Annotated in this window: 14 protein-coding genes; 5 read left to right on the forward strand and 9 right to left on the reverse strand. The window is 65.4% G+C overall.

From position 1 onward, the window contains the following. Positions 1 to 78: 78 nt before the first annotated feature. Both H1S04_RS16315 and H1S04_RS16320 read right to left on the reverse strand, forming a co-directional pair. A complete protein-coding gene (locus tag H1S04_RS16315) occupies positions 79 to 966 on the reverse strand; it encodes an SDR family oxidoreductase (RefSeq protein WP_181746573.1) in 888 nt (295 codons plus the stop codon). 464 nt (positions 967 to 1,430) lie between these two features. Further along, positions 1,431 to 2,435 carry an LLM class flavin-dependent oxidoreductase gene (locus H1S04_RS16320; RefSeq protein WP_181746574.1) on the reverse strand — a complete coding sequence of 335 codons (1,005 nt, stop codon included), beginning with the start codon at positions 2,433 to 2,435 and terminating at the stop codon, positions 1,431 to 1,433. 94 nt (positions 2,436 to 2,529) lie between these two features. Between H1S04_RS16320 and H1S04_RS16325 the strand changes: the two genes are divergently transcribed. From H1S04_RS16325 to H1S04_RS16335, 3 genes are all read left to right on the forward strand, one after another. Further along, the gene (locus H1S04_RS16325) at positions 2,530 to 4,008 is read left to right on the forward strand and encodes an AMP nucleosidase (protein ID WP_181746575.1); all 1,479 of its coding nucleotides are present in this window, start codon (positions 2,530 to 2,532) and stop codon (positions 4,006 to 4,008) included. A gap of 188 nt (positions 4,009 to 4,196) precedes the next feature. Next, positions 4,197 to 4,493 (forward strand): HU family DNA-binding protein, encoded by a 297-nt coding sequence (locus tag H1S04_RS16330; protein ID WP_166328703.1) that lies wholly within the window; start codon positions 4,197 to 4,199, stop codon positions 4,491 to 4,493. A gap of 548 nt (positions 4,494 to 5,041) precedes the next feature. After that, on the forward strand, positions 5,042 to 5,968 hold the full coding sequence (locus H1S04_RS16335) for a DMT family transporter (RefSeq protein WP_181746576.1): 927 nt from the start codon (positions 5,042 to 5,044) through the stop codon (positions 5,966 to 5,968). Here H1S04_RS16335 and H1S04_RS16340 read toward each other — a convergent pair. Next, positions 5,929 to 6,516, reverse strand: a complete 588-nt coding sequence (locus tag H1S04_RS16340; RefSeq protein ID WP_181746577.1) for a glutathione S-transferase family protein — start codon at positions 6,514 to 6,516, stop codon at positions 5,929 to 5,931. The two genes, H1S04_RS16335 and H1S04_RS16340, sit on opposite strands and share 40 nt — an antisense overlap. Positions 6,517 to 6,578: 62 nt before the next feature. Here H1S04_RS16340 and H1S04_RS16345 point away from each other — a divergent pair, with 62 nt between their 5' ends. Then, positions 6,579 to 7,277: a YafY family protein gene (locus H1S04_RS16345; RefSeq protein ID WP_181746578.1), complete on the forward strand. Its 699-nt coding sequence runs from the start codon at positions 6,579 to 6,581 to the stop codon at positions 7,275 to 7,277. Positions 7,278 to 7,326: 49 nt separating this feature from the next. Here the strand turns inward: H1S04_RS16345 and H1S04_RS16350 are convergent, their stop codons facing one another. Both H1S04_RS16350 and gyrB read right to left on the reverse strand, forming a co-directional pair. After that, the gene (locus tag H1S04_RS16350; protein WP_181746579.1) at positions 7,327 to 8,082 is read right to left on the reverse strand and encodes an outer membrane protein; all 756 of its coding nucleotides are present in this window, start codon (positions 8,080 to 8,082) and stop codon (positions 7,327 to 7,329) included. A gap of 172 nt (positions 8,083 to 8,254) precedes the next feature. Continuing rightward, positions 8,255 to 10,690 carry a DNA topoisomerase (ATP-hydrolyzing) subunit B gene (gene gyrB, locus H1S04_RS16355; RefSeq protein WP_181746580.1) on the reverse strand — a complete coding sequence of 812 codons (2,436 nt, stop codon included), beginning with the start codon at positions 10,688 to 10,690 and terminating at the stop codon, positions 8,255 to 8,257. Between the two features lie 203 nt (positions 10,691 to 10,893). Here gyrB and H1S04_RS16360 point away from each other — a divergent pair, with 203 nt between their 5' ends. Further along, on the forward strand, positions 10,894 to 12,423 hold the full coding sequence (locus H1S04_RS16360) for a phospholipase D family protein (RefSeq protein WP_255435659.1): 1,530 nt from the start codon (positions 10,894 to 10,896) through the stop codon (positions 12,421 to 12,423). Between the two features lie 9 nt (positions 12,424 to 12,432). Here the strand turns inward: H1S04_RS16360 and recF are convergent, their stop codons facing one another. The 4 genes from recF to rpsT all read right to left on the reverse strand — a co-directional run bounded on the left by recF (position 12,433) and on the right by rpsT (position 16,870). Next, on the reverse strand, positions 12,433 to 13,500 hold the full coding sequence (gene recF, locus H1S04_RS16365; protein WP_181746582.1) for a DNA replication/repair protein RecF: 1,068 nt from the start codon (positions 13,498 to 13,500) through the stop codon (positions 12,433 to 12,435). Next, positions 13,497 to 14,615 carry a DNA polymerase III subunit beta gene (dnaN, locus tag H1S04_RS16370; RefSeq protein WP_181746583.1) on the reverse strand — a complete coding sequence of 373 codons (1,119 nt, stop codon included), beginning with the start codon at positions 14,613 to 14,615 and terminating at the stop codon, positions 13,497 to 13,499. Before dnaN ends, recF begins: the two co-directional genes overlap by 4 nt. 117 nt (positions 14,616 to 14,732) lie before the next feature. Beyond that, positions 14,733 to 16,085 carry a chromosomal replication initiator protein DnaA gene (gene dnaA, locus H1S04_RS16375; protein ID WP_220185263.1) on the reverse strand — a complete coding sequence of 451 codons (1,353 nt, stop codon included), beginning with the start codon at positions 16,083 to 16,085 and terminating at the stop codon, positions 14,733 to 14,735. Between the two features lie 515 nt (positions 16,086 to 16,600). After that, entirely contained in the window at positions 16,601 to 16,870 is a 270-nt protein-coding gene (gene rpsT, locus H1S04_RS16380) for a 30S ribosomal protein S20 (protein WP_181746585.1), read from the reverse strand. Positions 16,871 to 16,881 lie beyond the last annotated feature (11 nt).

Here is a 16,881-nt window from a genome sequence, read left to right on the forward strand (position 1 = left end):
GCCGTGAAACGTGGAATAAAGGCGCGGGACCTGCGGTTTCGCCGCACGGCCCGACTGCCGCCAACGCGGACGGCGCGATCAGATAGGGCCTTCCTCGGCGGCGAATATTGCCCTCAGACCCGCTTCCAGATCGGGATAGTGAAGGCGGTAGCGCAGATCCTGCTTGAGCCGGGCGTTCCGCACCTTCTTCGATTCCGCATAAAAACTGCGGGCCATGGGGGTCATGGCGGCTTGGGCGAATGGCTCGGCCGGCGGGACGGGCAGCCCCAGAAGGCGCGCGGCAGTTTCAATGGTTAACTCTGGCGCGGACGGCGCGTCATCGCAGAGGTTATAGATCTGTGTGGTCGCCGCTGGATGGCCTTCATCGGCGGCGGTTCGATCGAGAGAGGCGAGGATGGCGCCCGCGATGTCATCAACATGGATGCGCGAGAAGACTTGGCCGGGTTTGACGATGCGCCGCGCCGTGCCGTTGCGCAGCTTGGTGAAGGGGCCACGGCCGGGACCGTAGATGCCGGCCAGGCGGAAGATCGTCAGCGGCAGATCCGCGCGGCGGGCAAGCTCGACCCAGTCGTTCTCGGCCCGAAGGCGCGCCTGGCCGCGCGCGGTCGTCGGACGAGGCTGGGTGCTTTCGTCAACCCAATCGCCACCCCGATCGCCATATACATTGGTCGAAGACAGGTATCCGATCCAGCCTGCGCGGCTGCGCAACAGATCCTCGGAGAAGGCGGCGAGCACCGGATCACCGCTCGCAATGTCCGGCGCCGCCGCGATCAGGATGGCGTCGGTGCGCGATATCTCATCACGCAGAAGCGCTTCGTTTCCCGGCCACAGGATTGGCCGCGCGCCCGCGGCGGCAACCCGCGCCGCATCGGCGCGGGTAGTGCCCGAAACCGTCCAGCCCGCCGCGACCAGTTGCGGGGTCAACGCGGCGGCGGTGTAGCCGTGGCCGAAGATCAGCATATGCATGGGGCACCGGAGAGTTATCGCGTGGCCGCAAAGATGGAGGCAGACGGGCGCTGCGGTCAAGCGGACGGACGGTCGCAGCGAATAACGCGACGACATGTTCTGCAGGACGGAGGCGCCTCATACAGGGCGCTGCACTGGCAGAACGTCTCGCGCGGAGAAGCGCGGGCGTCGCTTGTCTCGGCAGACAGGCAGCGCGCGATATTCCGTCTCGTGGCGGCGGCAGTTGGGGGCATTGGCCCTTCCTGTGCCAAGGAAGTTGCGTGCCCCTTACCGTCGAAAAAGGCAGCGCGACTCATCCGTTCACGCGGTAGCGGGGAGGGCGCCGCGGCGCCCGCGCGCGGGAGGTTGTAAGGCCCCCCTCCCCCGCCGACACTGCCGGCGCGACATCTCCGGTCATCCGGCAGCCGCGATGGAAGCGCTTGGAACGCCCCATCTGCCGCGCCCCGTGCCGCTCGCTCGGCCGGTCAAGCCGGGGTCTTCTGCAAGGACTCCATGACCTCGGCGGCGATGCGGAAGGATTTGCGCCGCGCCTCGGGGTCGTGGATCTGCCCGGTCAGGATCACCTCGTCAGGCTGATAGCGCTGGATCAGGTCCGAAAGCTGCGCACGCACCGTCGCCGGACTGCCGACCGCGCTGATCCGCAATGCCTCGCCCACCATGCGTTCCATGGGCGGGGTGATTTCAGACAGGTCGTGCGTGGGGGCGGGCAGCTTGCCGGGCCGGCCGCTGCGCAGCCGAGCGAAGGCCAGTTGCTGGCTGGATTGCAGCAGCCGCGCCTCGGCATCGGTATCGGCCGCGATCACGTTGATCGCCAGCATGAAGCGCGGGCCATCCTCGGCATCTGGGCGGCCGGCCGGCTGAAAGCGCGCCCGATAGAAGGCCAGCGCCTCATCCAGCGCGGTCGGCGCGAAATGCGAGGCGAAGGCATACGGCAGGCCCAGCATCGCCGCCAGTTGCGCGCCGAACAGCGACGACCCCAGCATCCAGACGGGCACATAGGTGCCCTGCCCCGGATGGGCCTGGACCGGCGCCGCCGGGTTCGGATCATCGAGATAAGAGATCAGCTCCAGCACATCCTGCGGGAAGTTCTCGGCCATGTCAGGCGTTTTGCGCAGGGCCCGAAATACCGCGCCGTCCCCGCCGGGCGCCCGACCGAGGCCCAGGTCGATGCGGTCGCCATGGATGGTGGCCAGCGTCCCGAACTGTTCGGCGATGGACAGGGGCGAGTGATTGGGCAGCATCACCCCGCCCGCGCCGACCCGTATCCGTTTGGTCGCCCCTGCGATATGCCCGATCAGGACCGAAGTCGCCGCCGAGGCGATGCCGACCATGTTGTGATGCTCGGCCAGCCAATAGCGGTGATAGCCCAGCCCGTCGGCCATTTGCGCGAGGGCAAGGCTGCTTGCAATCGCCTCACGGGCCGAACTGCCCTCGGGAACAGGCGCGAGATCAAGGATGGAATAACGCATGCAACTCTCCTTTTGCGCATGATTTAGGAACCTCGGCGCCGTCTTGCCAGTGTCGCGCCCGGCTGGCACTGTCATCGGAACGACGAGGTTTTCGATGAACGACGAACAATTGCAGCTGGAAACGCCCGCCCCCGCCGCGCCGGAAAGTTTCACCGATCCCCGCGCGGCGGTCGAACGGCTGAAGGAGCTTTACGACCGTTCCAGCGGCTTCCTGACCGACCGTTTCATCCATACGCTGGGGGGCGAGAAGCCGGGCGCGCGCTATCGCGCCTTCTACCCCGAGGTGCGGCTGGCCACGACCAGCCATACCACGGCGGATTCGCGGCTGTCCTTCGGCCATGTCTCGCTGCCGGGCACCTATACGGCGACGATCACCCGGCCCGACCTGTTCGAACATTACCTGCGCGAGCAGCTGGGTCTGCTGATGCGCAACCACGGCGTGCCGATCACCGTCGGCTACAGCGAGACGCCGATGCCGGTGCATTTCGCCGTCGCCACCCGCACCGATCTGAACGTGCCGCAGGAAGGCGTGCTGGATTTCAGCCTGCGCGACGTCTTCGACGTGCCCGACCTGAACACCGTCAATGATGACATCGTGAACGGCGTGGCCACGCCCGGCCCGAATGGCGAGCAGGATCTGGCGCCCTTCACGGCGCAGCGGATTGATTACTCGCTGGCGCGGCTGGCGCATTACACGGCGACCGACCCGAAGCATTTTCAGAATTTCGTCCTGTTCACCAACTATCAGTTCTATGTCGACGAGTTCGAGGCCTTCGCCCGCGCCGCGCTCGGCGATCCGGCGTCCGGCTACACGGAATTCGTGGCGCCGGGGAACCAGATCATCGACCGCCCTGATGGCGAGATCGTGCCGCTGGCGAAGATGCCCCAGATGCCCGCCTATCACCTGAAACGCGCCGGCAATCAGGGCATCACGCTGGTCAATATCGGCGTGGGTCCGTCGAACGCCAAGACCGCGACCGACCATATCGCGGTGCTGCGCCCCCATGCCTGGCTGATGGTCGGCCATTGCGCCGGCCTGCGCAACAGCCAGCGCCTGGGCGATTTCGTGCTGGCCCATGCCTATCTGCGCGAGGATCACGTGCTGGACGATGACCTGCCGGTCTGGGTGCCGATCCCTGCGCTTGCCGAGGTTCAGGTGGCCCTGCAGGAGGCCGTGGCCGAGGTCACCAAGCTGGAAGGATATGAGCTGAAGCGCATCATGCGCACCGGCACCGTCGCCACCATCGACAACCGCAACTGGGAGCTGCGCGACCAGTCCGGCCCGATCCACCGCCTGTCGCTGTCGCGCGCCGTCGCGCTGGATATGGAAAGCGCCACCATCGCCGCCAACGGCTTCCGCTTCCGGGTGCCCTACGGAACGCTGCTCTGCGTGTCCGACAAGCCCCTGCACGGAGAGCTGAAGCTGCCCGGCATGGCCACCGATTTCTACCGCACGCAGGTCGCCAACCATCTGTTGATCGGCGTCCGGGCGATGGAAAAATTGCGCGACATGCCGCTGGAACGCATTCATTCGCGCAAGCTGCGCTCATTCAGCGAAACGGCATTTCTTTGAACCAAAGGACGTGTTGACCCTGCGTCATGCCGCCAGGGATCGGCGGAAATGGCGCTTTCCTGCGTCAGAACGTGCCAAGCCCGCGAAAAACGGTTGAAATGTTGCGCGAAACCTTGTGTAGCAGGTGGATGCCGCAGCGTGCGGTGACTGAATTCCCCAACCGAAGGGGATAACGAGGAGACTGACTTATGGCTCAAGCCGTGAAGCCGATGACCAAGACCCAACTCGTCGCCGTTCTGGCCGAGGAAATGGGCAGCGACAAGAAAACCGCCACCGCTGCGCTGGATGCGATCGCCTCGGTCGTGACCCGTGAAGTGTCGAATGGCGGCGCCGTGACGCTGCCCGGCATCGGCAAAGTTGCCTGCCGCGCCCGCCCCGAGCGTCAGGTCCGCAACCCGCAGACCCAGGAAATGATGACCAAGCCGGCTGACAAGCAAGTCAAGGTCACGGTCGCCAAGGCGCTGAAGGACAGCGTGAACGCCTGATCGGCTTTCCGCAGGATCTGGGGCCGTCCTTCGGGGCGGCCTTTTTCTTTGCCGCCCGCTGTCCCTGGCCATGCCGCACAACCATGCGGGTCGGCCTTGGGGTCCGTTTGATCGGCTGTCCACCCGCAACGACGACGCCCTGAAGGCTTCCCCCCCCTCCCGTGACGCTTATTCGGCCACGCCAGCGCGGTCCGGCCTATCTTCGTTATCCTCCGCCGCAACCGATCGGAGCCCGCACACTCCGCGCCTCGGTTCCCGCCAGAAAAACCTGCGGGCGCGGGGTCGCTGCCGCAACCAACTTTCGACCTTTCGCCTGACCCCCCGTCAACCGAGACCGAAAAATGGGGGCCGATGACGGTGCGGGCATATGAATCGACGGCACCCACGATGTCACGCGGGGCAAATCGCCTCACGGCAGGACACCAACCGGCAGAACTTCTCGCATCACCGTTTCCTGGACAGCGGCTTTTCTGCGACAATCCTGCCGCCGGGTCTGGCGCAGCGCGGAATGCCTGCCTAAGGTCCCCTCGCGGCAGAGGGGCGAGGCAATGGATTTCAAGGCCATTCTGATGGGGCTGGCATTCGCGGTGATGTGGTCGTCGGCCTTCACCTCGACCCGTGTGATCGTGACCGCCGCGCCGCCCCTGACCGCCCTTGTCATCCGCTTTGCGCTCTCGGCTGTGATCGGCATCGCCATCGCGCGGGCCATGGGCCAGACATGGCGACTGACCCGTGCGGAGTGGCGGGTGCTGATCGTCTTCGGGATCATGCAGAACGCCTTCTATCTGGGCCTCAACTGGGTCGCCATGCGCTCGATCGAGGCGTCGGCGGCCTCGATCATTGCCTCGATGATGCCGCTTCTGGTGGCGTTCTTCGGTTGGGTCTGGCTGGGCGAGAGGTTACGGCCGGTGGCCATCGCCGGGCTGGTGCTGGGGGTGTTGGGCGTCGCCATCATCATGGGCGTCCGGCTGCAACACGGGCTGGACCCTCTCGGCACCATTCTGTGCGTAATCGCCGTCGTCGCACTGACGGTGGCCACGCTGGTCGTGCGCGGCACCGGTGGCAGCCGCAACATGCTGATGATCGTGGGCCTGCAGATGGCCGTGGGCATGGCGGCGCTGATCGTTCCCGCCGCCGTGCTGGAATGGGGCCAGCCTGTCGACTGGAGCTGGCGGCTGGTCTTCGCCTTCCTCTACACCGTCGCGGCACCCGGACTGGCAGCGACGTTCATCTGGTTTCGGCTGGTCAACCGCATCGGCGCGGTGCGCGCGGCAACTTTCCATTTCCTGTCGCCGATCTTCGGCGTCACCATTGCCGCGCTGTTTCTGGGCGAGCGCTTCGGCGCCTCGGACGTGGTCGGGGCCAGCATCGTGGCGGCGGGGATCCTGATGGTGCAGATGGCCCGCATCCCGCCGGCCCCGGATGCGTCCGAGGATCAGCGCTCGCCCACGCGTGCCACCGCCTCGCGCCCCTGACACCGCGCCACCCAGTCGAGGATCGCAGGCGTGGCTGGCATCTGATCGCCGAACCAGGCGAAGGGGCCGGAACACAGCAGATCGGCGGCGCTGAATTCCGAACCCAGAAGATAGGGCTGGCGGCTCAATACCTCGTCCAGACGCTGGATGGCGGTGTCGTAATCACGCAGCGAGGCGGTGATGGCCGGATGCGTCAGCCCGGTCCAGCTGAGAATCGCCACCGGCTCGAACACGCCCTGATACCAGAACAGCCACGAGAGATATTCACCGCGCTGCGGATGGCCGACCGAACGGCCCAGACCAGCCGCGGGGAAGCGGTCGGTCAGGTACAGGATGATCGCGCCGCGTTCGCGGACGTGGTCCGTGCCATCGGTCAGATAGGGCACCTTGCCCTCGGGATGGGGGTTCGCGGGGTCTCGCGCGCCCGAACCGTCCTGGCGCGGAATGGTCACCTGCACGATCTTGACCTGATCGGTGATGCCCAGTTCGTGCAGCAGCACCATGACCGAGGTCGAGCGCGATTTCGGTGAATGGTAAAAGGTCAGCATGATGGACTCCTGTCGATTGATGGGTCAGTTATGGGCCAGGGACCCTGACAGAATGTGGCAGCATGGCACGCACCGACCGGCTGATGCGATTGATGGATGCGATGCGCCGCCTGCCGGCCCCGGTGACCGCCGCACGGCTGGCCGAGGAAACCGGCGTCAGCCCGCGCCAGCTGTATCGTGATATCGCCACCCTGCGTGCCGGCGGCGCGCTGATCGACGGCGCGGCGGGCCTCGGTTACCGGCTGACGGAGGACCCGGCCCTGCCCCCGCAAAGCTTCTCGCGGCTGGAGATCGAGGCGCTGCGCCTTGCGGTCGAGGCGCTGCCCCGCATCGGCGACCCCGAACTGACCGAGGCTGCCCGAACCGCATTGGCGCGCATCATCGCCACCCTGCCCGACCGTCAGGCCCAGCAGGCCGTCCATGCCACATTGCGCAGCTTCCCCACCCGGAGCGAGCGCCCCCTGCCCGCCATCGACATGGCGCTGATCCGTCAGGCCTGCTGGGACGAGACCGAGCTCGACATCACTTATCTGGACCTGCAGGACCGCATGTCCACGCGCGAGATCCGCCCGTTGGGCATGTCCTATTCCGAACATGCGCTGCTGTTGCTGGGCTGGTGCAAGCTACGGCAGGATTACCGCATGTTTCACTGCAATCGCATCATCGCCGCCCGGCTGACTGGGCAAAGCTTTCGCCCCCAGCGCGTGTCCCTGCTGCGCGACTATGCGCGGATCCTGCGCGACCGGCACCCGCGCGCATGAAAAAGGGCCACGCAGTTGCCCGCGCGGCCCCCAAAACCCGGAAACGGGATCAGAAGCGGTAGTTCACACCGATCTTGATATTGTGGTATTTCGGCGTCGCCTCGGTGTGCAGGGCGCCGAATTCACGGGTTTCCTTGCCGAAATTGGCGTATTCATATTCGCCGCTGACCGACAGCTTTTCCGAGACGCGCTTTTCCAGGCCGACCCCGACGATATAGCCGGTCTTCTTGAAATCCGCCTCGCCCGAGCCGGTGTCGCCATCATCGTCGACGAAGCTGGCGCGGTATTCGATATCCGCACGGGCGACGCCAGCCTTGGTGAACAGCAGCAGATCAGGCTTCACCAGATAGCCGCCTTTCAGCACCAGCGCGGCGACATTCTTGACCTTCGATTCCGTCTTCATCTCAAACGGAACATAGCCGCCGGGGGTCAGCCGGCCACTGGTCGAATCCTCGATACTGCCGAAATCGAAGCTCAGTTCCGGGCCGAAGACCCAGGCGTCGCGCTGCCAGCGATAGCCGGCGCGGATGCCGCCATTCACGCCTTTCAGCTTCAGCTCGCCCGCGTCGCCCAGAAAGCGCTCGGCGTTCGTGGCGGTGGCGGTTTCGTGATAGCCCACGCGGTCCTCGCCCTGGAACGCGTAGCCCAGGGTGCCACCGACATAGCCGCCGGCCCAAAGCGGGGCTTGCGCAACTTCGACGACCGGCACGACCTCCTGGACCACCGGGGCGATATAGCCCCCGGCGAATGCAGCGGAGCCGGTGAGAACGGCGGCAGAGGTAAACAGGAACGCGTTAATCTTCATGGCTGGCTCCACAAGCAGAGAGGGTGACTCTCGATGAACTGATCCCCGCAAGATAAGAGGTGCCCTTTTGGGGGGCAATTGCACTTATGGATAGAGCGTTAATACGCGACAATCCTGCCGCAAACTGCGGCAGGATTACCACGCATTTCGTCCTCAGGTGGTGGAATCGAGATCAGATATCCAGATTTTCGACGCTCAGCGCATTCTGCTGGATGAACTCGCGGCGCGGCTCGACCAGATCGCCCATCAGCTTGCTGAAGATGTCTTCGGCATCGGACAGGTCCTCGATCCTGACCTGCAGCATGGTCCGCGCCTGCGGGTCCAGCGTGGTTTCCCACAGCTGTTCCGGGTTCATCTCGCCCAGACCCTTGTAGCGCTGCAGCGACAGCCCCTTTTCACCTTCCAGCAGAATCGCCTGCAGCAGGCTCAGCGGACCATAGATCGGCACTTCACGGTCCTTGCGGACAAGCAAGGCCGGCTTGGCATAGATGTCCTGCAGTTTCTCCGTCATCGCCCCCAGGCGGCGCGACTCGGCCGAGCGCAGCATGGCGCCGTCCAGCGTCCGGCCCTCCTCGACGCCGCGCAGCATCCGCGACAGCCGGATGCCCCCGTCCTGCGTCGGACGCCCGCTCCAGCCGCGTTCATATTCCTCGGCCACAAGATCCAGACGCGTTGCGACATCGGCCGCCACCGCGCCGGCATCGTCCTCCAGCCGGCCGCCCATCAGCGCGCCCGCGATCGCCGCCTGTTCGGTGATTTGCGGCGGATAATGGGTCGGATAGGCGCGCAGGATGCGCCGCGCGGTACGGGCTTCCTCGATCACGCGCATCAGGTCATTGCCCGACAGGGTCTCGCCCGAGCCGAGGCGCAGCGCCGCGCCGTCGATGCCCTGCTGGATGAGGTAATCCTCCAGCGCTGCCTCGTTTTTCAGATAGACTTCGGAGCGCCCGCGCCCAACCTTATACAGCGGCGGCTCGGCGATATAGAGATGCCCGGCCTCGATCAGCTCCGGCATCTGGCGGAAGAAGAAGGTCAACAGCAGCGTGCGGATATGGGCGCCATCCACATCGGCATCGGTCATGATGATGATCTTGTGGTAGCGCAGTTTGTCGAGGTTGAATTCGTCACGGCCGATACCGGTCCCCAGCGCGGTGATCAGCGTGCCGATCGTTTCCGAAGACAGCATCCGGTCAAACCGCGCCCGTTCCACATTCAGGATCTTGCCGCGCAGGGGCAGCACGGCCTGATTCTTGCGGCTTCGCCCCTGCTTGGCCGAACCACCGGCCGAGTCACCCTCGACGATGAACAGTTCCGACAGCGCCGGATCCTTTTCCTGACAATCCGCCAGCTTGCCGGGCAGGCTGGCGATATCCATCGCGGTCTTGCGCCGGGTCAGTTCGCGCGCCTTGCGGGCGGCTTCGCGGGCCAGCGCGGCCTCGACGATCTTGCCGACGATCTGCTTTGCCTCGGCGGGATTTTCCTCGAACCATTCGGACAGCTTCTCGCCGACCAGGTTCTCGACCGCCGGACGCACCTCGGACGAGACCAGCTTGTCCTTGGTCTGGCTGGAGAATTTCGGGTCCGGCACCTTCACCGACAGAACGCAGGTCAGCCCCTCGCGGGCGTCGTCGCCGGTGAATTCGACCTTTTCCTTCTTGGCAATGCCGCTGTCCTGCGCGTATTTCGTGATCACGCGCGTCAGCGCCCCGCGGAAGCCCGCCAGATGGGTGCCTCCGTCGCGCTGCGGGATATTGTTGGTGAAGGGCAGCACCGTCTCGTGGTAGCTGTCATTCCACCACATCGCCACCTCGACCCCGATGCCGCCGCGTTCGCCCTGCATGAAGATGGGCGTCGGGATCAGCGGCGTTTTCGAGCGGTCGATGAACTTCACGAATTCACGCACGCCGCCTTCATAGAACAGCTCGGTGCGCAGCGGCTCGGCCGGGCGCTCGTCCTCCAGGATGATGCGCACGCCGCTGTTCAGGAAAGCCAGTTCGCGCAACCGGTTTTCCAGGGTCTTGAACACGTAATCGAGGTTCGAGAAGGTGCCCCCTTCCTCGCTCTGGCGCGACGAGGCGAGGAAGCGCACCTCCGTCCCCTTCTCGCCGGGGGCATCGCCCACCTCGCGCAGGTGCTCGACCGTATCGCCCTTTTCGAAGCGGGCGTAATATTCCTTGCCATTGCGCCAGATCCGCAGCTCCAGCCAGTCGGAGAGCGCATTCACCACCGACACACCCACCCCGTGCAACCCGCCCGAGACCTTGTAGCTGTTCTGGTCGAATTTGCCGCCCGCATGCAGCTGGGTCATGATGACCTCGGCGGCGCTGACGCCTTCGGTCGGGTGCATGTCGACCGGGATGCCGCGACCGTTGTCGCGCACCGAAACGCTGCTGTCGGCGTGGATCTTGACGCGCACGAAATCGGCGTGGCCCGCAAGCGCTTCGTCTATGCCGTTATCGACGACTTCGTAAACCATATGGTGCAGACCGCTGCCATCATCGGTGTCGCCGATATACATGCCGGGGCGTTTGCGGACGGCCTCCAGCCCTTTCAGCACCTTGATGGAATCGGCGCCGTATTCAGCTTGCTGCGGGGCGGTATCGTTCATGCGTGAAGGTTCCTGTATATCTGCAGCAGATATAGGGGTTCGGCGGGGTAAAGTCACGGCAAAGCCACCGTATTTCGTGGCTTTTCGCCGCCTTGGCGCGAAGTCTTGCGCATCGCCCGCACAGCGGCTTGCACAATCGGCGAAAGCGGCGTGAAACTGCCGTCATTTGCGGGGTTTTGAGGCATTGGATGCGGTGGTTGCGGATGTTGTTGTGGATCATTCTGGTGCTGGCGGTGCTGTGGGTGGCGGGGCGATGGATCTTCCCGGTGCCCGCCACGGCCGGACGCGCAATCCAGACCGCGATCCCCTTTGATCCCGACACCAGGCTGGGGCCGCGGGCGGTCGAGGCACAGGCCGCCCATCCCGGCAAGTCCGGCGTGATGCCGCTGGCCGAGGGCCCCGATGCGCTGCACAGCCGGATCGCACTGGCGAAGCATGCCGAGCGCTCGCTGGACGTGATGTATTACATCTGGCACGACGACGTGTCAGGGCTGCTGCTGCTGGACGCGCTCCGGGCCGCTGCCGCGCGCGGGGTGCGGGTGCGGCTGCTGCTGGATGACAACGGCGTGGCGGGCATGGACACCATTCTTGCGGCGATGAACGCCCAGCCGAATTTCGAGGTGCGGCTGTTCAACCCCTCGACCGTTCGCAATCCGAAGATGCTGGGCTATGCGCTCTATCCGCTGCGGATGAACCGGCGGATGCACAACAAGGCCTTCATCGTCGACGGGGCCGCGGCCATCGTCGGCGGCCGTAATATCGGCGATGAATATTTCGACGTCGGCGACAAACCTTCCTATCTGGATCTCGACGTGCTGGGTGTGGGCAAGGTCGTCACCGATACCGCCGCAATCTTCGACGAATACTGGAACAGCGAACCGGTGCTGAAGCTCGACCAGGTGATCGCCGGCGGCGGCGACATGACCGGTTTCGATGCCGCGCTGGCGCAGGCGACCGCCTCGGGGGCCGGCCAGCGTTATCTGGCCGATGCCCGCTCTGCCGCCGATCAACTGGCCGCCGGAGGCGCGCCGGCGCTGGAATGGACCGATGTGCAGGTGGTCGCCGACGATCCCCGCAAAGGCATGGACTATGTTCCCCGCACGCAATTGATGATCAACCGGCTGGTCGAGATTCTGGGGCCGGTGGCGTCACGGATGGACCTGATATCGGCCTATTTCGTGCCCGCAAAGGCAGGAACGAAATATTTCGGCAACCTCGCCCGGCAGGGTGTCGAGCTGCGGATCCTCACCAATTCATGGGAGGCAACCGACGTCCCGCTGGTCCATGCAGGTTATACCAAATACCGGCGCGAGCTGCTGCAGGCCGGCGCCCATCTGTACGAGCTGAAGCGCAGCGGCGACCGCCCGCAGGGCAAGGAGGAACTGGGCCCGATCGGCTCATCCGGGGCCTCGCTGCATGCCAAGACCTTCGTGGTCGATGACCGGCGCGTCTTCATCGGTTCGTTCAATTTCGACCCGCGCTCGGCCCTGCTGAATTGCGAGATGGGCTTCCTGATCGACAGTCCGACCATGGCCCGGCACAGCACCCTGATGTTCACCGAAGCGCTGATCCCGCGCAGCTATCAGCCCGAATTGCAGGACGAGGCGATGGTCTGGCTCGACCCGCAACCCGATGGCAGCACGGCCGTGATCGAGTATGAACCGGGCCTGCGCCCTGGCAGCCGGATCATGGTCTACGCACTGAACCTGTTGCCGATCGAATGGCTGCTGTGATCCCAGCGCTCAATCCGCCTGCGATGCGCCGTTCGTCCGGCTGACTGAGATCTGCCGGGCGCGGGGGCCGAATTCGGCGAACAGCTCTGGCCCGGTGCCGGTCAGCATGGATTGTGCGGGCAGCGCGGTGATCTGGTCATACAGCGCCGCGCGCCGGGCCGCGTCCAGATGCGCCGCCACCTCGTCCAGCAGCAGCATCACCGGCTGATCCGCCAGCGCGCGGGCATTGGCGAGGATCAGCGACAGCAGCAGCGCCTTCTGTTCCCCGGTCGAGGACAGCGCCGCCGCCATGTCCTGCGGCCCCCAGACCGCACCCAGATCGGCGCGGTGCGGGCCGGTCAGGCTGCGCCCGGCGGCCAGATCGCGTGGCCGCATTGCCGCGAGGCGCCCGGCGATGTCCTCCGCATTGGGATCATCGGCAAAGCCCTCGCCCGGCAGCAGGGTCAGCCGGGCGGCGGGAAAGCCGCTATCCGCCTCCTGCGCCGATGTGATCGCACTCAGCGCGTCCAGCCGGTTGCGGGTGATGCGCGCGCCTGCCTCGGCCATCTGCGATTCCAGCGCACGATACCAGCCAGGATCGGTGATCTGATCCTTCAGCAGCCGGTTGCGTTCGCGCATCGCCTTGTCATAGGTCAGCGCGGCCTCGGCATGGTCGGGGTGAAAGGACAGGGTCACGCGATCCAGAAACCGCCGGCGCCCTTCCGGCGCGTCGGTCCAGATCCGGTCCATCGCGGGCGTCAGCCAGATCACCCGCAGAAGCGAGGCCAGCGCAGTTTGCGGCGCCGCCTTCTCGTCCAGCATCACGCCGCGGCTGGCCCCCGGCAGCGCCGAGGTCTCGACCTGGTGGCCACCGATCTCGGCCCGGATGCGCCAGCCGGCCCCCACCCCCTGGCGGGCCTGATCGGCGGGCGCTGCGCCGCGCATCCCGCGACCGGGCGACAGCATCGACACCGCTTCCAGAACGTTGGTTTTCCCGGACCCGTTCGGTCCGTGCAGCGCCACCGGCCGCGCGTCCAGATCCAGATCCAGACGCGGCCAGGACCGGAATTGCGCCAGCGTCAGCCGGCCGAGCGTCACACGCGCATCGGCATGACGACATAGACCGCCGACAGGTCATTGCCTTCCCGGATCAGCGCCGCATCGCCCGCGCCGTTGAACATGAAGACGGCATTCTCGCGGTCCACCTGACCGGCGATTTCCTGCAGATATTTGGCGTTGAAGCCGATTTCCAGCGGATCGTCGCCGTAGGCCACGGCCAGTTCCTCATCCGCGGTGCCGGCATCGGGGGCGTTCACCGACAGCACCAGCCGGTCCATGTCCAGCGCCAGCTTCACCGCGCGCGAGCGTTCGCTGCTGACCGTCGCCACCCGGTCCACCGCGCGGGCGAAATCCTTGGCATCGACTTCCAGCTTGCGCGCATTGCCGGTCGGGATGACGCGCGTGTAATCGGGGAAGGTGCCGTCAATCACCTTCGAGGTCAGGGTGATGTTCGGCGTCGCGAAACGCACCTTCGTCTCGCTGACCGAGACCGCGATCTGCGTTTCATCATCGTCCAGAAGCTTGCGCAGTTCGGCCACGGTCTTCTTGGGCACGATCACGCCGGGCATGTCGGCGGCGCCCTCCGGCAGAGGGGCGTCGATGCGCGCCAGCCGGTGGCCGTCGGTCGCCACGCAGCGCAGGACCGGTCCGTCCTCGCCCTGCGCCACATGCATATAGACGCCGTTCAGGTAATAGCGCGTCTCCTCGTTCGAGATGGCGAATTTCGACTTGTCGAACAGCCGGCGCAGCACCGGCGCGGGGGCGGCGAAATTGGCCGAATATTCGGCATTGGCCATGACCGGGAAATCCTCGGTCGGCAGCGTCGCGAGGGTAAAATTCGACCGCCCCGCCTGCACGGTCAGGCGTTCGTTGGCGCCGTCCACCGCAATGGTCACCAACGCGCCGTCGGGCAGTTTGCGCGCGATCTCGTTCAGCATCTGCGCCGAGACGGTGGTGGCGCCGGGACGCTCGACATGGGCATTGGCGCGGTCCACCACCTCGGTGTCCAGATCGGTCGCGCGGAAGCTGACACCTTCGGGCGCGGCCTCGATCTGGACATTGGCGAGGATCGGGATCGTGTGGCGGCGTTCCACCACCGATTGCGCCTGCGCCACGGCCTTGACCAGATCGGCCCGTTCGATCGAGAATTTCATTGTCGGTCCCCTGTCATGCGCGGTTCGGTCCTGCGCACGTTCCGGCGCATCGAAACCGGCCCTGCGGCCGGCTCGCCGAATGTCATTAAAAACGCCGCCGGAATCAAGCCTTGGCTGTCATGCCTCGAGGGCGCGGCGCAGCAGCTGAACGTCCTCGGCCATACCGTAATCTTCGGCGCACAGCTCCTCGATCTTGCGGACGCCGTGCATGATGGTGGTGTGATCGCGCCCGCCGAAGCGGCGGCCGATTTCGGGCAGGCTGCGGGTGGTCATCTGCTTGGCCAGATACATCGCCACCTGCCGGGGCCGTGCAATCGTGCGCACGCGCTTCTGACCGACCAGATCGGCCAGCTTGATGTTGTAATGCTCGGCCACCTTGCGCTGAATATCCTCGATCGACAGCTTGCGGTCGGACGAGCGCAGGATGTCGGCAAGGCAATCCTGCGTCAGATCCATGTCGATCTTGCGTCCGACGAGGCTGGCGAAGGCAAACAGGCGCTGCAGCGCCCCTTCCAGCACCCGCACATTCGAGGTGATGCGGTGGGCCAGAAACTCCAGCACGCCCGGCTCGATGCAGAGGCCGGCATATTGCGCGCGGAAAGCGTCGGTCTTGGATTGCAGGATGCCCAGGCGCAGTTCGTAATCGGTCGGGTGCAGATCGACGACCAGCCCGCATTGCAGGCGCGACTTGATGCGGTCCTCCAGATCCTTGATCTCGCCCGGCGCGCGGTCGGCGGAAATCACGATCTGCTTGCCCTGATCCACCAGCGCGTTGAAGGTGTGGAAGAATTCCTCCTGCGTCGATTCCTTGCCGGCGATGAACTGCACGTCATCGACCATCAGCACCTCGACGGTGCGGAACATTTCCTTGAAATCCATGACGGTGCGCTCGCGCAGTGCCTGCACGAAGCGATACATGAACTGCTCGGCCGACAGATACAGCACGCGGGCCTCGGGGCGGCGGGCGCGGATATCGGCGGCGATGGCATGCATCAGGTGGGTCTTGCCCAGACCGACGCCGCCATAGAGGAACAGCGGGTTGAAGGTCACCGGGCCGCCTTCGGCCACGCGACGGGCTGCGGCATGGGCCAACTCGTTCGGCTTGCCGACGACGAAATTGTCGAAGGTGAAGCGGGCGTCGAGCGGCGCCGACATTTCCGGTTCGGCTGCGCGGATGAGGGGGGTCGCGGAGGCTGCATCGGCCTGCTTGCGCGGCGCGGCGGCGCGACGGGGGGCAGCCACGCGGAAGTTCAGCCGGGCGATCGGGGCGCCGACCTCGATCAGGGCATCGCGAATCGCATCGGCATAATGGCGCTGCACCCAGTCCGAGATGAAGCGCGTCGGCGTCACGATCTGCGCCTCGCCCGAATCGATTCCGGTCAGATCCAGCGGCGCGATCCAAGCCGTGTGGTTATTGCTGCCGACACGGTCGCGCAGCGTGTTACTGGCCCGATCCCATAGGTTTTTCATTCTTTTTGTCTCGTCCGTCTTGTCCCCGATCCCGACCGCATCCGCGGCAAGGGCGAGACACGGCGCCCTGGGCATGGCAACAGAAGGTCGCCGCAGCGCGAAGGCTGCGCGGCCTGTCTGGCCCGGACAAATTCGACCTCCGTTTGCGAAAGGTGGCAGCCCTTCGCATCGGCAGCGTCCGACCGCTGAAACGGTCTGATTGATCGCACCCTCTGGCGGGCTGGCAGGCCTGCCGGGGCGCGATGTCCCCCAAGGCGACGTGAATCGCAGGGATGAAGCTAGCCCTTCCAGAAGCCCCCCCGCAACCGATCTTCGCGCTTGACAGAAACTTCGCTGGAACGAATCCGGGACGCTTTCACAAACCCGTCGCAAATCCAGAGACTTGTTCGAATTTACTGGAAATTCAGAAAGTTGGAGTCACAAAAAGCAAAAGGGCGCATCCCGGATGCGCCCTTACGTCAACTTCATCTGGCGCGTTTCCGCACTACCCTGGGCAGAATCACCCTTCCGTCCGATTACTTCGCGGCGACTGCTTTCACGCGCGATGCCAGGCGCGAGACCTTGCGCGCGGCGGTGTTCTTGTGAACGACGCCCTTGGTCACACCGCGCATCAGTTCGGGTTCGGCAGCCTGCAGCGCGGCCTTGGCGGCAACGGCATCGCCCGAGGCGATGGCTTCCTCGACCTTGCGCAGGAAGGTGCGGATGCGCGAGCGGCGGGCTTTGTTGACATCGGTGCGACGCTCGATCTGGCGGGCGCGTTTCTTGGACTGGGGCGTATTGGCCATGGATGCTTCCT

The sequence above is a fragment of the Paracoccus sp. S1E-3 genome, from assembly GCF_013868135.1.
Taxonomy (GTDB): Bacteria; Pseudomonadota; Alphaproteobacteria; order Rhodobacterales; family Rhodobacteraceae; genus Paracoccus.